This is a genomic window from Proteus appendicitidis (assembly GCF_030271835.1).
GTDB classification, from domain to species: Bacteria; Pseudomonadota; Gammaproteobacteria; order Enterobacterales; family Enterobacteriaceae; genus Proteus; species Proteus appendicitidis.
Genome location: NZ_CP127389.1, coordinates 767,168 through 784,348 on the forward strand (window position 1 = coordinate 767,168; position 17,181 = coordinate 784,348).

At 39.6% G+C, this 17,181-nt stretch carries 19 protein-coding genes; 6 read left to right on the forward strand and 13 right to left on the reverse strand.

Annotated features, from left to right (window positions below; all coding sequences use genetic code 11):
* The first annotated feature begins 7 nt into the window (after window positions 1-7).
* The 6 genes from secF (at window position 8) to thiL (ending at window position 4,980) form a co-directional block, all read left to right on the forward strand.
* Window positions 8-976 (forward strand): protein translocase subunit SecF, encoded by a 969-nt coding sequence (gene secF / locus QQS39_RS03555; protein ID WP_151434301.1) that lies wholly within the window; start codon window positions 8-10, stop codon window positions 974-976.
* A gap of 116 nt (window positions 977-1,092) precedes the next feature.
* Window positions 1,093-1,542: a transcriptional regulator NrdR gene (gene nrdR / locus QQS39_RS03560; protein WP_006535128.1), complete on the forward strand. Its 450-nt coding sequence runs from the start codon at window positions 1,093-1,095 to the stop codon at window positions 1,540-1,542.
* 70 nt (window positions 1,543-1,612) lie between these two features.
* Window positions 1,613-2,767, forward strand: coding sequence for a bifunctional diaminohydroxyphosphoribosylaminopyrimidine deaminase/5-amino-6-(5-phosphoribosylamino)uracil reductase RibD (gene ribD / locus QQS39_RS03565; protein ID WP_196569320.1), 1,155 nt, complete (start codon window positions 1,613-1,615; stop codon window positions 2,765-2,767).
* A gap of 213 nt (window positions 2,768-2,980) precedes the next feature.
* Complete coding sequence (gene ribH, locus QQS39_RS03570) at window positions 2,981-3,451, forward strand: 6,7-dimethyl-8-ribityllumazine synthase (protein WP_036932916.1); 471 nt, start codon at window positions 2,981-2,983, stop codon at window positions 3,449-3,451.
* Between the two features lie 28 nt (window positions 3,452-3,479).
* Entirely contained in the window at window positions 3,480-3,893 is a 414-nt protein-coding gene (gene nusB / locus QQS39_RS03575; RefSeq protein ID WP_006535124.1) for a transcription antitermination factor NusB, read from the forward strand.
* A 103-nt stretch (window positions 3,894-3,996) separates the two neighbouring features.
* A complete protein-coding gene (gene thiL, locus QQS39_RS03580; RefSeq protein ID WP_151434303.1) occupies window positions 3,997-4,980 on the forward strand; it encodes a thiamine-phosphate kinase in 984 nt (327 codons plus the stop codon).
* Window positions 4,981-5,042: 62 nt separating this feature from the next.
* Here the strand turns inward: thiL and QQS39_RS03585 are convergent, their stop codons facing one another.
* From QQS39_RS03585 to xseB, 13 genes are all read right to left on the reverse strand, one after another.
* On the reverse strand, window positions 5,043-5,939 hold the full coding sequence (locus tag QQS39_RS03585) for a hypothetical protein (protein ID WP_285805397.1): 897 nt from the start codon (window positions 5,937-5,939) through the stop codon (window positions 5,043-5,045).
* A gap of 300 nt (window positions 5,940-6,239) precedes the next feature.
* A complete protein-coding gene (locus tag QQS39_RS03590; protein WP_109371746.1) occupies window positions 6,240-6,575 on the reverse strand; it encodes a zinc ribbon domain-containing protein YjdM in 336 nt (111 codons plus the stop codon).
* A gap of 439 nt (window positions 6,576-7,014) precedes the next feature.
* Complete coding sequence (gene vapC / locus QQS39_RS03595) at window positions 7,015-7,419, reverse strand: type II toxin-antitoxin system tRNA(fMet)-specific endonuclease VapC (RefSeq protein WP_196569324.1); 405 nt, start codon at window positions 7,417-7,419, stop codon at window positions 7,015-7,017.
* Window positions 7,412-7,654: a type II toxin-antitoxin system VapB family antitoxin gene (gene vapB / locus QQS39_RS03600; RefSeq protein ID WP_099074198.1), complete on the reverse strand. Its 243-nt coding sequence runs from the start codon at window positions 7,652-7,654 to the stop codon at window positions 7,412-7,414. The genes vapC and vapB overlap by 8 nt, the downstream gene beginning before the upstream one ends.
* Window positions 7,655-7,770: 116 nt before the next feature.
* A complete protein-coding gene (gene rbsR, locus QQS39_RS03605; RefSeq protein ID WP_432711550.1) occupies window positions 7,771-8,778 on the reverse strand; it encodes a ribose operon transcriptional repressor RbsR in 1,008 nt (335 codons plus the stop codon).
* Window positions 8,779-8,782: 4 nt separating this feature from the next.
* The gene (gene rbsK, locus QQS39_RS03610; protein ID WP_285805398.1) at window positions 8,783-9,709 is read right to left on the reverse strand and encodes a ribokinase; all 927 of its coding nucleotides are present in this window, start codon (window positions 9,707-9,709) and stop codon (window positions 8,783-8,785) included.
* A 78-nt stretch (window positions 9,710-9,787) separates the two neighbouring features.
* Window positions 9,788-10,678 (reverse strand): ribose ABC transporter substrate-binding protein RbsB, encoded by an 891-nt coding sequence (gene rbsB, locus QQS39_RS03615; RefSeq protein ID WP_151434308.1) that lies wholly within the window; start codon window positions 10,676-10,678, stop codon window positions 9,788-9,790.
* A gap of 42 nt (window positions 10,679-10,720) precedes the next feature.
* The gene (gene rbsC / locus QQS39_RS03620; protein ID WP_196735400.1) at window positions 10,721-11,686 is read right to left on the reverse strand and encodes a ribose ABC transporter permease; all 966 of its coding nucleotides are present in this window, start codon (window positions 11,684-11,686) and stop codon (window positions 10,721-10,723) included.
* 1 nt (window position 11,687) lies between these two features.
* Window positions 11,688-13,196 carry a ribose ABC transporter ATP-binding protein RbsA gene (rbsA, locus tag QQS39_RS03625; protein WP_151434309.1) on the reverse strand — a complete coding sequence of 503 codons (1,509 nt, stop codon included), beginning with the start codon at window positions 13,194-13,196 and terminating at the stop codon, window positions 11,688-11,690.
* 7 nt (window positions 13,197-13,203) lie between these two features.
* Window positions 13,204-13,623 carry a D-ribose pyranase gene (rbsD, locus tag QQS39_RS03630; RefSeq protein ID WP_285805399.1) on the reverse strand — a complete coding sequence of 140 codons (420 nt, stop codon included), beginning with the start codon at window positions 13,621-13,623 and terminating at the stop codon, window positions 13,204-13,206.
* Between the two features lie 339 nt (window positions 13,624-13,962).
* The gene (dxs, locus tag QQS39_RS03635) at window positions 13,963-15,828 is read right to left on the reverse strand and encodes a 1-deoxy-D-xylulose-5-phosphate synthase (RefSeq protein ID WP_151434311.1); all 1,866 of its coding nucleotides are present in this window, start codon (window positions 15,826-15,828) and stop codon (window positions 13,963-13,965) included.
* Between the two features lie 66 nt (window positions 15,829-15,894).
* Entirely contained in the window at window positions 15,895-16,818 is a 924-nt protein-coding gene (gene ispA, locus QQS39_RS03640; RefSeq protein ID WP_285805400.1) for a (2E,6E)-farnesyl diphosphate synthase, read from the reverse strand.
* Complete coding sequence (gene xseB, locus QQS39_RS03645) at window positions 16,819-17,082, reverse strand: exodeoxyribonuclease VII small subunit (RefSeq protein ID WP_023580876.1); 264 nt, start codon at window positions 17,080-17,082, stop codon at window positions 16,819-16,821.
* Window positions 17,083-17,181: the final 99 nt, after the last annotated feature.

Sequence of the window (17,181 nt, forward strand, 5' to 3'; positions counted from 1 at the left end):
GCACGTTGTGGCACAGGATTATACTGTTGAACAATTAAACCATGGTCGTAGAGTCATTGACTTTATGCGTTGGGACAACGTCGCCTTTACTATTTCGTTTCTGCTTTTGATAGCGTCAATTGCTATCATTTCCGTGAAAGGATTTAACTGGGGACTGGATTTTACAGGTGGTACAGTAATTGAGATCAATCTCAGTCAACCAGCCGACCTTGATAAAATGCGTGATAGCCTAGATGCAGCGGGTTTTAAAGATCCTCTGTTACAAAACTTTGGTAGCAGTCGCGATATTATGGTGCGTATGCCTCCTGTTGAAGGACAGGCAGGTCAAGAATTAGGTAAGAAAGTCATCGATGTTATCAATGCTGAAGTTGATAACGATGCAGTGGTAAAACGTATTGAATTTGTGGGGCCAAGTGTTGGTAGTGAATTGGCTCAAACAGGTGCAATGGCGTTATTATCCGCACTTATCTGTATTCTTATCTATGTTGGATTCCGTTTTGAATGGCGTTTGGCGTTAGGTGCGGTTATTGCACTTGCGCATGACGTGGTGATAACACTGGGTGTTCTTTCACTGTTCCACATAGAAGTTGACTTAACCATTGTGGCGTCATTGATGTCTGTTATCGGTTACTCACTGAACGATAGTATCGTTGTATCAGACCGTATTCGTGAGAACTTCCGTAAAATTCGTCGAGGAACATCATATGAAATTATGAACGTTTCTCTTACGCAGACGTTAAGCCGTACCATCATGACATCAGCAACAACATTATTAGTTGTATTAATGCTGTATATCTTTGGTGGTTCAATGCTTCAAGGCTTCTCTTTAGTTATGTTAATCGGTGTTTCAATCGGTACTATTTCTTCTATTTATGTGGCTTCTGCATTAGCACTGAAAATGGGAATGAAACGTGAACACTTGATTGTGCAAAAAGTGGAAAAAGAGGGTGCCGATCAGACAACACTCTTACCATAATAGAGCGTTTTTCTGATAAAACATCGCAAACACCCTGCCAGTATATACTGACAGGGTGTTTTTTGTTCACTGAACAGGTACACTGTTTATGAGTGTTGTCAAAAGTAGGAATAACTATGCATTGCCCATTTTGTGGAGCCGTAGATACCAAGGTAATTGATTCCAGACTTGTTGGTGATGGTTCACAAGTGCGCCGTCGTCGCCAATGTCTTGTTTGCCATGAACGTTTTACTACCTTTGAAGTAGCAGAGTTAGTGATGCCTCGTGTTGTGAAAAGTGATGAAATACGTGAGCCTTTTGATGAAGAGAAACTTCGTCGAGGCATGCTTAAAGCATTAGAAAAGCGTCCAGTGAGTTCAGACGATGTTGAAGCTGCAATAAGCCATATTAAATCACAATTAAGAGCAACGGGTGAAAGAGAAATCCCTTCAAAAGAAATTGGCAATTTTGTTATGGAACAACTAAAGAAACTCGATAAAGTGGCTTATATTCGCTTTGCTTCTGTTTATCGTAGTTTTGAAGACATCCGTGATTTTGGTGAAGAAATTGCAAAATTACAGGATTAATACATTAATACTGTGATTTATTTAATGATTTGAAAAATAACGATAAATAATAAAATTACATGTAATTATTATGATAAATAACAACAGCAACAATCCAAGTGAAAATGAAAGTCTGCAAGATGAACACTATATGCGTCGAGCCATAGAGCTTGCAGCATTAGGTCGTTTTACAACATCGCCTAATCCTAATGTGGGGTGTGTGATTGTAAAAGAGGGTGAGATTATTGGTGAAGGTTATCACCATCACGCAGGTGGTCCTCATGCTGAAGTCAATGCCTTAAGAATGGCTGGAGATAAAGCAAAAGGGGCGACAGCTTATGTCACACTAGAGCCTTGTAGCCACTTTGGTAAAACACCACCTTGTTCTGATGCGTTGATTAATGCAGGCATAAAACGCGTTGTTGCTGCGATGCAAGATCCCAATCCTCTGGTTGCAGGACGAGGATTACACAAATTATTATCAGCCGGAATTGATGTTTCACACGGTGTTTTAATGCAAGAAGCTGAGAAATTGAATGTTGGCTTTTTTAAACGCATGAGAACCGGTTTCCCTTATATCCAGCTAAAATTAGGTGCATCTTTAGATGGTAAAACGGCATTAGCATCAGGCGAAAGCCAATGGATAACCTCTAAAGCATCTCGTCGGGATGTACAAAATTTCCGAGCAAAAGCTAGCGCTATTTTAACCACAAGTGCGACAGTGCTTGCTGACAATCCTTCTATGAATGTACGTTGGGAAGAGCTTTCAGATGAGATAAAAGCCATTTATCCAGAAGAAACATTACGTCAACCTATTCGTATTGTTGCTGATAGCCAAAATAGAGTGACTGAAGATCATAAAATCACTCAAATTGAAGGCGAATGCTGGTTGGCGCGTACAAAATCACAGCCAAGTGACTGGCAAGGCAATGTATCTGAAATCCTATTACCAACGAATGGCAAAAACAGTGGCGTGGATTTAGTTTTATTAATGATGCAATTGGGTAAACGCAATATCAATACCGTATGGGTTGAAAGTGGCGCTCATTTTGCTGGTGCATTATTAGAGGCTGGGCTTGTTGATGAGCTTATTATTTATATTGCACCTAAAATTTTAGGCGATGATGCGCGTGGATTATTTGCACTTTCTCCACTTTCATCATTATCCGAAGCACCTGAATTTACAGTAGATTCTCTTCAACAAATTGGCTCTGATATCAGAGTTTGTTTAAAACCTCGTTATTAATAGACGCAAATAAGTGTGTCTACGGCGCTATTTGTAGTAAAATGGCGCCGTGTGTGTTATTTCCTGTCGTTACGACATCGTTATCAGCCAACTAAATGCCTTGATTTATCAAGGGTTTTTGGCTCCTTTGCTGTGTAATAATAAAACAGAGCGCAGTAAGGGAAAGAATATGATAAAATCCGCGCCCCCGCGGATAGGAGAAAAAGGTAACCTATGAACGTAATCAAAGGTGTTGTCGCGGCGCCAAACGCACGCGTAGCAATTGCAATTGCCCGTTTTAATAACTTCATCAACGACAGCCTATTAGAAGGTGCGGTTGATGCATTAGAACGCATTGGACAAGTTTCCTCTGAAAATATTACCGTCGTTTGGGTTCCAGGCGCTTATGAGTTGCCATTAACGGTTAAAGCATTAGCCGAAAGCGACAAATACGATGCAGTTATCGCGTTAGGTACTGTTATCCGTGGTGGAACCGCACATTTTGAATACGTTGCTGGCGAATGTAGTTCTGGTTTATCTCAAGTTGCGATGCAAAGTGAGATCCCTGTGACTTTTGGTGTTTTAACCACTGAAAATATTGAACAGGCTATTGAACGCGCTGGAACGAAAGCGGGCAACAAAGGTGCTGAAGCGGCAATGACAGCACTTGAAATGATCAATGTACTTAAAGCCATAAAAGGCTAATCATCTGTTTTAACTTAAGGGGAATTTTGTGAAACCTGCTGCTCGTCGTCGTGCTCGTGAGTGTGCTGTTCAGGCTATCTACTCATGGCAATTATCCGGAAATGACATCGCGGATGTGGAATTGGAGTTTTTATCCGAGCAGGATACCCAAGGTGTAGATATTGCTTATTTTCGTGAGCTTTTAGTGGGTGTTGCCATTAATGCAACACGTTTAGATAAGGCGATGGAACCTTATTTATCCCGCCAACTTGAAGAGTTAGGTCAAGTTGAAAAAGCAATTTTACGTTTAGCAATGTTTGAACTTAGCTTCCGTGAAGATGTTCCTTACAAAGTTGCGATTAACGAAGCGATTGAACTGGCTAAGGTATTTGGTGCTGACGATAGCCATAAATTTGTTAATGGCGTGCTTGATAAAGCTGCACCAACTGTACGTAAAAAATAACGTTTTTCACGTTTCCTCTATGGTAAATAATTCAAGGCCGGTATTTCCGGCCTTTTGTTTAATAAAACTCGTTTAGTATGCACAGCTAAATAGGAAATAGATAATGCCTTGTGGTGAATTCTCCCTTATTAAGCAATATTTCACTTCACAGCCTGTAAAACGAAAAGATGTGAGTACAGGAATTGGAGATGACTGCGCAATCTTGACGGTACCTGAAAAGCAGCAAGTCGCGATTAGTACCGATACTTTAGTGAGTGGCATTCACTTTCTTCCTTCTATCTCACCAGAAGATTTAGCCTATAAAGCACTTGCTGTAAATATTAGTGATTTAGCTGCCGTTGGTGCAGATCCTTCTTGGGCTTCATTGGCTTTAACGCTTCCTGATACAAACAGTGAATGGCTTGAGGCATTTAGTCGCTCCTTCTTTGCGTTAGCTGAGTATTATGCAATCCAGCTAATCGGTGGTGATACCACTCGTGGCCCTCTGAGCTTAACAATTACAATACAAGGGCTTGTTCCACAAGGAACTGCATTACTTCGTTCCGGTGCTAAAATTGGCGATTGGATCTATGTTACGGGTTTTTTAGGTGATAGCGCGGCAGGGCTTGCTGTATTACAAAATCGATTACAGCCGACAGAAAAAGAGCATAGTGATTATTTTGTTGCAAGGCATCTACGTCCTCAACCTCGTTTATTGCAAGGTCAAGCATTACGCCATTTAGCGACATCTGCGATTGATATTTCTGATGGGCTGATTTCAGATTTGGATCATATTCTCACAGCAAGTGGTTGTGGTGCGCGTTTAAATTTAGATGCATTACCTTACTCACCAGCGATGAAAGCGGAAGTGAGCGAAGAACAAGCAGAGGTTTGGGCATTAAGTGGCGGTGAAGATTACGAGCTTTGCTTTACCGTGCCTGAAATCAACCGTGGCGCTTTAGAGATTGCATTAGCGCATACAGGTGCAGATTTTCATTGTATAGGGCAAATAATGCCGATTGCTGAAGGTATTCGTTATTTACGAAATGGCAAAGATGTTTACCCTAATCTTAAAGGTTTTGATCACTTTAGTGAGAGTAACGAGTAAAGTTTATCTACACAAAAGGCGCTTAATAAGCGCCTTTGAAGATCTTTTGAAGAAACCGCTAATTAGCTTCTCGTAGCTTTACGTTTAGCTATACGATTTTTTATTGAAGCTATATCGAGTATAACACCTCTGTTTGCGCCTGATGTTTTTACTGCAACTCTTGTTGGGGGCTTAATCGAATCATTCATGCGAGAGTCTCCTTTTAGTTGCGGATCCTTGATTGGATTATGCTCATGAGAAAATAAGCTGTCAATAGATTTGATTTCTCGTTCTAATTCCTCTTGATCTCTTTCTCGTTCATCATCCATCATTGATATTAGTTCACTCAATTCTTTTTTATTACCACAATTTTCTCTAATTAAATCGAGAATTTTTTGATTATATTGCTCTATTGTTTCTGTATCCAACCAATTGAGTTTATCAATAATGAGATCTTCTTCTAACCACTTAATATAATCAAACCCACCACCTGAACATCGATCCCTTGTAGACGCTGAATCCATACTTATTTTAATAAAATGATCACCATATTTGATAAAATCATAATAATGACCATTTATAGTGATAACTTGGATACTATTAATATAACATTCAATCGCATATTCAGAGCCGGAGCCAGCACCATAAAAAATATAATTACCGTTTTCTTGTGTAATTGCACCTTGAAAATAGACAACTTCCCCATTAGTTCTATCTACTTCAATAAATTCACAGATATCTTCATCCATATTTGAAAGAATACCTATTAATGTAGCGTATTCTTCATCTATACCTATATTATCTCCAATATAAAATGCTAATATCGCTAATATTGCATTGATATAACCTGAATAGAATATAATACTATCGTCAAGAATATAAAACTTTTTAAAAGGAGGTGGAGCAGGATTATCATCACAATCAGTCCATAATCTATCGGCAGCTACAAATGTTAAATTCTGAGAGATAATCGTTGTCATTAGTTGTAATGGTATGATCTTATTAAAAAAAGAGAATTTAATTATTCTATAGTGTTGAGGGTAAAAAGTGAAAATAATTATGATGTTTAAATACTTAAATACTTAAATACTTAAATACTTAAATACTTAAATACTTAAATACTTAAATACTTAAATACTTAAATACTTAAATACTTAAATACTTAAATACTTAAATACTTAAATACTTATTTATAATTTTATATAAAAAGGCGCTTAATAAGCGCCTTTGAGAATGCTGATAATATCTGAATGAATTAATAAAAGTATTATTAATTTACCTTAGTTTTTCTTCACAAATTCAGATTTTAATTTCATTGGTCCAAAACCATCAATTTTACAATCAATGTTATGGTCGCCTTCCACTAAACGGATACCTTTTACTTTAGTACCAATTTTTAGCATGGTTGAGCTACCTTTGACTTTGAGATCTTTAATCACAGTCACTGAATCGCCATCGGCTAATAAGTTACCGTTAGCATCTTTAACAATCAATTCATCGCTTTCAGCAACAGGTTCAGCATCGTTCCATTCATGGGCACATTCAGGACACACATACATTGCACCATCTTCATAGGTGTATTCTGAATTGCACTTAGGACAAGAAGGTAATGACATAATAATACTCTCAAATTTTATCAAAATGGGAAGCGATTAATCGTCACAATGAGGATAACACTTGCCCCATAAATTAAAGGACACATTATCGTTTAAGAGTGAAAGTTCTAAGCAATCCCCTAAATGGTACTGCTTCTGATAATGTGAAAGGGCGATAGTATAATAGATTTGATGGAAATTTGCATCTTTCACGGGTTATGACATAACGAATGAGGAAAAGTAGATTAGATATAGAGAGCTAAGTTGAAAATAAAGACAAATAGAGGTGTTTTTAGTTTTTAATTAACTTATTGATATTAAATTAATAATTTTATAAATATCACTAAAAATAAATGCCCTCATCTTAAATGAGAGCATCATTAATAATAGTGTTAATCTTCTTGTTATTATTTTATGAAATCTATTACCGAGCCACGCTCTATAAGTTTGGATATCTGAATTAATGATGAGTCCAATCCTCAATTCTTAATCCATCAACTCTTTCAAATTCTCGAGTATTATTTGTCACTACGATTAGCCCTTTACTTCTAGCATGGGCTGCTATGTGTAAATCATTATCACCAATGCGTTTTCCTTGTTTCTCAAGTGTTGCTCTGATATCTCCGTAATGAAAAGCGGCTAACTCATCGTAAGATAAAACAGTGAGTCGAGAAACAAAGTCGTTAACTGTAGCTAAGTTTTTAGTTGAATTTAAACTTTTTTCAGCACCAAAAATTAGCTCAGCGAGTGTGATTGTAGAAATAGCTAATTGTTCAGCATGTTGATTGAATTTCGGTAGCAAAAACTCAGGTCTGCGTTTAATGGTAAATATAACGATGTTTGTATCTAACAGGTATTTAATCATCAAAGGATTCTCTTTCACTTGTGACTTGATCAGGTCTTTCAGATAAAAAATCATCTGTTACAGACTGATCTGATAAGAAAAAGCTATCCCATGCATTTTGTATAGGTGTGATTATTCTTTCTTTTCCTTTGACGCGAACAAAAACTTCTTTTACATCATCAGGAAATCGAGTCTCAGCGGGTAAACGAACATTTTGTGTTCTATTGCTCATAAATACTTTGCCATGCTGGATCATAGTAATAGCTCCTATCAATTACTGCTATATAGCATAAGTATATAGCAGTTTTGATAGGATACCAAACATGTTGTATTTAATATATACACATCCTAATAACTTATTAATATAATAGGTTATTTTCTATGATCTATCACCGAGCCACGCTCTATAAGTTTGGGTGTAAGCACCAGAACATTATCATCAGCATCGATATTTTCCATGCGATGTAATAATTGGCTGACAGCGAGTTTTCCCAATTCATCTTTAGGTTGGTGAATAGTCGAGAGCGGTGGGATCATATAAGAGGCTAGGTCGATATCGTCATAACCCATGACGGAAATATCATCAGGGACACGCAACCCTTTTTGATAAATGGCTTGATAAGCACCAACTGCCATCGCGTCATTACAGGTAAAAACAGCTTGCGGTAAGACAGAAAGTGAGAGTAATTTTTGCATTGCGTTAAATCCACCTGCAAATTCAAAATCACTGGTCAGCACAAACTCTTCTCGAATAGCTAATCCCGCTTTTTGCATCGCATTGTAATAACCTTGCAAACGATGTCTTGCCGGGAGTTTATCTTGCGGACCTGCAATACAGGCTATTTCAGTAAAGCCTTTTTCAATTAGATAATGGGTTGCGATTTCTCCTCCGAGCAAAGAGTTATCTTGAATAATATCTCCCCCGTATTCAAACGGGGACCAATCCATCATAACCATAGGTAAACGAGGATAACGATTTAGCACTTCATGAGAAGGCGCTCTGGCTTCTGTTGACATCAATAATAAGCCATCAACACGTTTTTGTAGCAAGGTTTCAAGGCTACTATCCATGCGCTCGTAATCACCTTCGGTGTTACATAAAATAAGGCTATAACCTTTTTCGTAACAACTGCGTTCAACACCGCGAACAACTTCTGCATAGAACGGGTTACTACTGGCTGTTACTAACATCCCAATAGTATGAGTACAGTTCATTTTTAAACTGCGTGCTAAAGCAGAAGGCGCGTAATTTAAGGTTTCGATAGCGTCGTTAACCTTTTTACGAATACCTTCGCTAACATAACGATTGTTATTGATAACGTGAGAAACAGTTGATGTCGAAACGCCCGCCAAACGGGCGACATCTTTCATTGTTGCCAAAGTACTATGCTCGCTCTGCTAAAAATGATCCGATTTCATGACGCCAAGGAACAGAAGATTGCGCACCATGACGTGTAACTGCAATTGCTGCTGCTGCGTGAGCAAAACGGATAGCCTCAACGGAAGGTTTCCCTTCTAATATTGCAGTGACAAATGCACCGTTAAATGTATCACCTGCGGCAATGGTATCAACAGCATCGACACGAAATCCAGGAATTATCATGCCTTGCCCATGTTCACTAAACCATACGCCACGGCTACCCAAAGTGATAAGCACTTGTTTGATACCTTTACGATGTAAAATTTCGGCCGCTTTTGCTGCACCCGCTTCATCATGCACAGAAACGCCTGTTAATATTTCGGCTTCCGTCTCATTTGGAGTGATAACATCAATAAAACTCAGAAATTCATCAGATAAAGGTTGTGCTGGTGCGGGATTTAAAATGACTTTAGTTTGATGTGATTTTGCCAGTTTTGCGGCTTCAAAAACAGTCTCTAACGGTGATTCTAATTGCATCAGTAAGGCATCAGCATGCTCTACAACATGATGATACTGCTGAAAATGTGTAGGCGTTAATGCGCCATTCGCACCTGCAACAATGCTAATTACGTTTTCACCTTGCTCATTAACAAGGATCATCGCAACACCCGTTGGTGTCTGCGGAATAATACTAATTGCATCAATATGAATATTATCTGTTTTAAGCTGAGAGATTATTTCACTACCAATTGCATCATCACCGACACAAGCAATAAAGGTAATATCAGCGCCACTTCGACCACAAGCCACAGCTTGATTTGCACCTTTACCACCAAAGGCTATTTTGTATTGATGACCAATAATGGTTTCACCGGGTTTTGGAAATTGTGAAATATTCATAATGTGGTCAACATTGATGCTACCTAGAACAGCAAGGCGAGGTGTTGTCATAGCCTTTATCCTTGTGAAAACGTGTTTTAATGATTAAAGCTACCACGGAGCAATATCACTCCGTGGTATTTATTGTTGTTATTTTTTAATAACTAACTCAAGCTCGACAGGGATTGTTGCATCCACTTTCTCGCCTTTGAGAATTTTATCTGCAGTTTGAATGCCGATAATACCAATTTGATCTGGGCGTTGAGCAATGGTTGCACCTAACATGCCACGGTTTACTGCTTTGATCCCATCATCGGTACCATCGAAACCAATGACTAATACATCAGTACGACCGGCAGTTTGCAATGCGCGTAATGCACCTAATGCCATTTCATCATTTTGTGCAAAAACAGCTTGAACCGCAGGATATGCAGTTAACAGATTTTGCATCACGTTAAGACCTTTTGTGCGATCAAAATCAGCAGGTTGGCTTGCAAGTATATTCAGTTTATGAGCATCAACGGCTTGTTTAAAACCTTCACCACGCTCACGAGATGCCGATGTTCCGGTGATCCCTTCTAATTGAATGACTTTGGCGTCATTAGCGACTTTTTCAGCAATATAATCGCCCGCCATTTTACCGCCAAGGCGGTTATCTGAAGCGACGTGGCTGACGACTTCACCTTTGTTTGCAACACGGTCTAAGGTGATAACTGGGATTTTGGCTTTATTGGCTAAAATAACGGCATTCCCCACAGCATCTGAATCTGTTGGGTTAATAAGCATTAAGCGTGTGCCTTTCACTGTGAGATCTTGCACGTTAGCAAGCTCTTTAGCCGGGTTATCCATAGAGTCTAGAACAACAAGGTCGTAACCTAATCTATTTGCCTCTTTCTGCGCACTGTCTTTCATGGTGACAAAGAAAGGGTTGTTCAGTGTTGAGATAACAAGCGCGATCGATTCTTTTGCTAATGCATTGGCGCTGATTGTGGCGCTTAATGCAACAACAGAAAGAAGTGTCGCCATTTTTTTGAGTTTCATAATATAAGTTCCTGTCGGGGTTCGGATTAAGAGAATAGAGAGTTATTTTTTGTTATCTACCAAAACAGCAAGTAAGATGACCACCGCTTTTACTATCATTTGATAGTTTGATGATATTCCTAATAAATTCAGTGCATTATTTAAGAAGCCTAGAATAAGCGCACCAATTAATGTACCGATAATACGACCTTTACCGCCCGCAAGACTGGTGCCACCCAGAACAACGGCAGCAATTGCATCTAGCTCATAACCATTACCTGCCATTGGTTGTGCTGATGAAAGTCGAGCAACTTCAATGACACTCGCAAGGGCGGCTAATAAACCACATAATGAATAAACGATGATTTTGATTTTATCGACGCTAATACCTGATAAGCGAGTGGCAGATTCATTACCCCCTAGTGCATAGATATAGCGACCTAAACGGGTGTGATGTAATAAATACCATGCGCTCAAAAAGACAATCATCATGAGCCAAATTGGGGTTGGAATACCAAATGGGCGACCAATACCAAACCAACTAAACAGATCGGCATTATCGCTAAATCCAGTATTTATTGGGCTACCATCGGTATAGACGCGAGTCACACCGCGTAGTAATAACATCATGACTAAAGTTGCAATAAAGGCTTGAACTTTACCTTTAGCAACGATAATTCCTGTTACACCACCAATCGCGGCACCTAGTGCTAATGCCCCAACAACAGCAACAAGTGCATTAACATCCGCCCCCACCATAGAAGCGGCAACGGCACCTGTTAATGCAAGCAATGACCCAACAGAAAGGTCAATGCCTGATGTTAAAATAACTAGCGTCATTCCAACCGCCATAATGGCGTTAACCGAGGTTTGTTGGAGAATATTGAAAATATTGTTTAAGGTAAAAAAATTAGGGCTGAGGGTAGAAACCACAACAATCAGCAGTAGCAATGCAATTAGCGATTTTTGCTCTAATAGCCAAGCTTTTGAGAACCAACGTTTTGACGCTGGAATTGAATTCGCGCTCATATCAAACTCCTACTTTAGCGTCATATTGTTTACCAACAGCCGCTGCCATTAGCATTTCTTGTGTGACATTGTGAGCGGAAAACTCACCACTAATACGACCTTCATGCATAACCAGAATACGGTCACTCATTCCCATTACCTCAGGCATTTCAGAAGAAATTAAAATGATGCTTAATCCTTCTTGTTTAAATTTATTAATTAGCTGATAAATTTCTTTTTTAGCGCCTACATCAACGCCACGAGTGGGTTCATCAAGAATAAGCACTTTAGGGCGAGTCATTAGGCCTCTTGCGATAGCCACTTTTTGTTGATTTCCCCCAGATAAAAAGCCAATGGTTTGATCCATTGAAGGGGTTTTTATATTGAATAATTTAATAAAATCACCGACAGTGAGTTGCTCTTCTTTATGATTAAGAACCCCCATACCGCGGCTAAAATAGCGCAGTGCAGTCAAAGACATATTTTCTTTTACTGACATGCCAAGCACTAAACCATCACGCTTTCTATCTTCAGAGATGTAAACAATACCTTGTTCTAATCCTTCAACCGGCTTTTTGATTTGGCAGGGTTTACCATCTAATTCAACAGTGCCATTGGTTTTGGGTAATGCACCGTAGATAATTTTCATTAACTCAGTACGACCAGCGCCCATTAATCCTGAGATACCTAGAATTTCGCTTTCATGTAATGAGAAACTAACATCGTGAACATCTTCACCACTGAGGTTAATGACGTTAAGTTTGGTTTTTCCTTGAGGGATATTAATACGGGGGTATTGGTCTTCTAACTTACGGCCCACCATCATTTCAATCAGAGTGTCTTCTTTTAATGAGGCAACAGGTTTTTCACCAATAAACTGACCGTCTCGCAACACTGTTACATCATCACAAATCTCAAAGATCTCTTTTAAGCGGTGTGAGATATAAACAATGCCACAGCCTTGATCTCTTAGCTCACGAATAACACTAAACAGCGATTCTGTTTCAGTATCCGTTAAGGCATCCGTGGGTTCATCCATAATAATCACTTTGGAACCAAAGCTAAGCACTTTGGCGATTTCAACCATTTGCTGATCACCAATCGATAATTCAGACACTAAACGATGACTACTGTAAGCAAGGTTTAATCGGGCTAATAACTTATCAGCCTCTGCATACATTTTCTTCCAATCTATAGCGCCAAAAGCGCGTGTAAACTCACGACCTAAGAAGATATTTTCTGCGATGGTTAATTCTGGAATAAGGTTAAGCTCTTGATGAATAATACCTATTCCTGCTTCTTGGGAAGATTTGGGACCATTGAAAGCACAACTTTCACCTTGATAAATCACTTCGCCAGCATCTTTTTTATAGATCCCAGTGAGTACTTTCATCAGTGTTGATTTGCCTGCCCCGTTTTCACCGACTAAAGCCATTACTCGGCCAGGGTAAATTCGCAAAGTTGCACCTGATAGTGCTTTTACACCGGGGAATGACTTATCAATATCTTTAAGTTCAAGTAAAGGTTTCATATTGCCCTCAAAAAGTCACACCAGAAAACAACACAATATTGGCATAAGGCGTACATTCACCGGTTCTGATAACAGCTCTATTTTCAGTGAGTTGCTTTTTAAATGCTTCATGTGAAACATATATGATTTGAATAGGTTTCTTCTGCTCTTGTTCTAATAAATGAAGGTAAGAGATGATTTCATTAAACAGAGAAGGATTGATGGTTTTAATTTCTTCCGCCAGCATCACCGCTTCGATTTGCATTTCATGAGTAACGGTTTGCAAGACTGACATAAAGTCAGGAATACCCTGAGTAAGAGCAAGATCAATACGTTCAACAGAGGGGGGAATAGGCAATCCGGCATCTGCAATAGTGATTTTGTCAGTGTGCCCTAAACGTGAAATGACGCTCGAAATAGGACTATTAAGTAATACACCTTTTTTCATGTTCCCTCCTCAGCGAAACGTTTCGCTGTCTACATAGTAGAAAAGAAAGGTGGGAAAACAAGTCTGATTTATTCAGATTGTGAGCGTGATCGAAACGTTTCGTTGGCAGGCAAAAAGAAAGAAAAATCTAACTGATTGAATAAATTAACGCTGAATGGATTCAAGAAGGGAAGTGGTTATTTTCAGTGAATTACATAAAAATGTGATGGCTAACAAGATTGTAATGGGGCGGCAATATGGGGTATGAAGACGTAAACCAGTATATAAAAGACAGCTTAGAAAATATATTAACCTCTCCTGTATTTAATTAGGAGAGGTTTTTTAATCATTTTAATTCAATCAGTTATCTTGATAAGCTTTAATCGATTTCTCAATACCTGCTGCATCTAATCCTAAGTCAGATCTGATCTCTTCTTGTCCACCTTGTGGTACAAACAGATCAGGTATACCTAAGTTTAAGACAGGTACTAAGCAACGCTCTTGCATGAGTAATTCATTAACACCACTGCCAGCACCACCCATAATGGCATTCTCTTCCAGTGTTACCAACATATCATGCTGTTCAGCCAGAGAAAGGATAAGTGATTTATCAAGAGGCTTAATAAAACGCATATCAGCTACAGTTGCATCAAGTTTTTCAGCCACTTCTAACGCTTCTGGTAGTAATGTACCAAAGTTCAAAATTGCGATGCCTTTGCCTTGGCGACGAATAATGCCTTTACCCATAGGCAGTGGATTCAGTGGTTGCAATTGCGCCCCAACACTAGAGCCTCTTGGATAGCGTACGGCAACAGGGCCATCTTGATAGTGATAACCGGTATGAAGCATTTGGCGACACTCATTTTCATCACTTGGTGCCATAATGACCATATTAGGAATGCAGCGTAAGAATGAGAGGTCAAAAGCACCTTGGTGAGTTTGCCCATCTGCGCCCACAATACCACCACGATCGATAGCAAATAAAACAGGGAGTTTTTGAATGGCAATGTCGTGGATCACTTGGTCGTAGGCGCGTTGTAAGAATGTTGAGTAGATCGCAACAATCGGCTTATAACCACCAATAGCTAAACCTGCTGCAAAGGTAACGGCATGTTGTTCTGCGATCGCAACATCAAAGTATTGTGATGGGTATTCTTTTGAAAAACGCACCATACCAGAGCCTTCACGCATAGCCGGGGTAATCGCCATGAGTTTTGGATCGGTTAAGGCTTCTTCACATAGCCAGTCACCAAAAATTTTGGAAAATGTAGGTCGTGCATTCGGGCTTTTAGGTAATGTACCAGCTTGTGGATCAAACTTAGGTACAGCGTGCCAGCTAATAGGATCACGCTCTGCAGGGGCATAGCCACGACCTTTTTTAGTCATAATATGCAGAAGCTGAGGACCTTTTAGATCACGCATATTGGCGAGTGTTTGTACTAACGCAATAACATCATGACCATCAACAGGGCCGATATAGTTGAAGCCCAACTCTTCGAACATAGTGCCTGGAACAACCATACCTTTAATATGTTCTTCGGTCTTTTTCAGTAATTCCTTAATGGGTGGAATACCAGAAAAGACTTTTTTTCCACCTTCACGCAAGGTGGTATACAGTTTGCCAGACAACAATTGTGCAAGGTGATTATTCAATGCACCAACGTTTTCTGAAATTGACATCTCATTGTCATTAAGTACAACGAGCATATCTGGTTCAATATCCCCTGCGTGATTCATTGCTTCAAAAGCCATACCCGCAGTAATTGCACCATCACCAATCACACAAACTGTTTTTCTGTTCAGCTTTTCTTGTTCGGCGGCGACAGCCATACCTAAACCAGCACTGATAGAGGTTGAAGAGTGACCGACACAAAGTTTGTCGTATTCGCTCTCTTCACGCCAAGGAAAGGGGTGTAACCCATTCTTTTGACGGATAGTATCAATGCGGTCACGGCGACCTGTTAAGATCTTATGAGGATAGGCCTGATGACCCACATCCCAAATCAGGTTATCAAAAGGGGTTTTGTAGACGTAATGAAGAGCAACCGTTAACTCAATAGCACCTAAACCTGAGGCGAAGTGACCACTTGAGCGGCTGACACTGTTAAGAAGAAATAGCCTTAGCTCATCACAGAGTTTAGGTAAACTCTCTTTTGGTAATAGGCGCAAATCTTCTGGTGTTTCAACCAACGCCAATGTGGGATATTTTTCGATATCAATGCTCATGTGATGCCTATTAATTAATCACTTGTAATAGGGAAAGAACAGGTAAGCTGCTCTCTTTATTTTTTATTAGTTTTTCCGTTCGACGATAAAACTCGCTAATTGTTTAAGCGTGGTCGTATCGTACTCGTATTGCTCAAGAAACGCTAAGGCATCCAGTGCTTCGTTATACAATTCCTGTGCTTTCTTTTGAGCTTGCTCTAATCCAAGGAGTGCTGGATATGTGCTTTTCCCTGACTCTTGGTCGCTACCTTGGCGTTTCCCTGTTTCTTCCGTACTGCCAATGATATCTAAAATGTCATCTTGTACTTGAAATGCAAGACCAATAGAGTGGGCATATTTATCTAGAGCGGGTAATACTTCATGACCTTTGGAGCCAGCACTAAATGCACCTAAGCGAACAGCTGCACGAATTAATGCACCTGTTTTGTGTAAATGGATTTTTTCAAGAGATGCTAGATCAATCGATTTATCTTCGGCTTCAAGATCAAGAGCCTGACCGCCACACATACCAGCAAGCCCGCTGGCTGTTGCTAATTCTGAAATCATTGCAACACGATCGGCCATTGCAACATCAGGCATCGGATTTTTTGCTAAGATTTCAAAGGCTAGTGTTTGTAATGCATCACCCGCTAAAATGGCGTTGGCTTCACCAAACTCAATATGACAAGTCGGTTTACCACGACGTAAATCATCGTTATCCATCGCAGGTAAATCATCATGAATAAGAGAATAAGCGTGAATACATTCTACTGCAGCGGCGGGTGCATCAAGGTTAAGTGTGGGGACTTTAAACATTTCACCCACTACATAAACAAGGAAAGGACGTAAGCGCTTTCCACCTAAAAGCGCACCATAATGCATGGCTTTACCTAGAGGCATGTCAGTGAATGGTAAAGCTGATAGCGCTTGGTTTAATGCATCATCAACACGCTGGTGGGCGGAATCTAATTTATGACGGAACGCATCCGTACTTGAAGTTGCGTTACTCAATTATTCTGCCTCTTGGATAAAATCATCAGGAGTTGCGTTATCGTCTTCTTTTAGAAGAATACGAACACGCTGTTCAGCGTCTTGTAATGTTTTTTGTCCAACACGGGCTAGACGAACGCCATGTTCAAATTCATTAAGCGCTTCTTCTAAAGGGAGTTCACCGGATTCTAAACGGTTTACGATTTGCTCAAGTTCTTGCATAGATGCTTCAAAACTTGGTGCTTGTGCGATGTCTTCGTTAATTGGTGTCGTTTTCTTAGCCATAATATTTTTGATAATAAAGCATGTTAGCGCTGAATAATAGCGATCATCTTACTACAAGTAAGAAGAAAATTTCTTATTCAGTCGATGATTTTTGCGGGT

Excerpts from the sequence above, each read along its gene's own strand:
- nrdR (WP_006535128.1), top strand. The coding sequence starts at position 1,093 with ATGCATTGCCCATTTTGTGGAGCCGTAGATACCAAGGTAATTGATTCC.
- ribD (WP_196569320.1), top strand. The coding sequence starts at position 1,613 with ATGATAAATAACAACAGCAACAATCCAAGTGAAAATGAAAGTCTGCAA.
- ribH (WP_036932916.1), top strand. The coding sequence starts at position 2,981 with ATGAACGTAATCAAAGGTGTTGTCGCGGCGCCAAACGCACGCGTAGCA.
- thiL (WP_151434303.1), top strand. The coding sequence starts at position 3,997 with ATGCCTTGTGGTGAATTCTCCCTTATTAAGCAATATTTCACTTCACAG.
- QQS39_RS03585 (WP_285805397.1), bottom strand. The coding sequence starts at position 5,939 with ATGACAACGATTATCTCTCAGAATTTAACATTTGTAGCTGCCGATAGA.
- QQS39_RS03590 (WP_109371746.1), bottom strand. The coding sequence starts at position 6,575 with ATGTCATTACCTTCTTGTCCTAAGTGCAATTCAGAATACACCTATGAA.
- vapC (WP_196569324.1), bottom strand. The coding sequence starts at position 7,419 with ATGATTAAATACCTGTTAGATACAAACATCGTTATATTTACCATTAAA.
- vapB (WP_099074198.1), bottom strand. The coding sequence starts at position 7,654 with ATGATCCAGCATGGCAAAGTATTTATGAGCAATAGAACACAAAATGTT.
- rbsK (WP_285805398.1), bottom strand. The coding sequence starts at position 9,709 with ATGACAACACCTCGCCTTGCTGTTCTAGGTAGCATCAATGTTGACCAC.
- rbsB (WP_151434308.1), bottom strand. The coding sequence starts at position 10,678 with ATGAAACTCAAAAAAATGGCGACACTTCTTTCTGTTGTTGCATTAAGC.
- rbsC (WP_196735400.1), bottom strand. The coding sequence starts at position 11,686 with ATGAGCGCGAATTCAATTCCAGCGTCAAAACGTTGGTTCTCAAAAGCT.
- rbsA (WP_151434309.1), bottom strand. The coding sequence starts at position 13,196 with ATGAAACCTTTACTTGAACTTAAAGATATTGATAAGTCATTCCCCGGT.
- rbsD (WP_285805399.1), bottom strand. The coding sequence starts at position 13,623 with ATGAAAAAAGGTGTATTACTTAATAGTCCTATTTCGAGCGTCATTTCA.
- dxs (WP_151434311.1), bottom strand. The coding sequence starts at position 15,828 with ATGAGCATTGATATCGAAAAATATCCCACATTGGCGTTGGTTGAAACA.
- xseB (WP_023580876.1), bottom strand. The coding sequence starts at position 17,082 with ATGGCTAAGAAAACGACACCAATTAACGAAGACATCGCACAAGCACCA.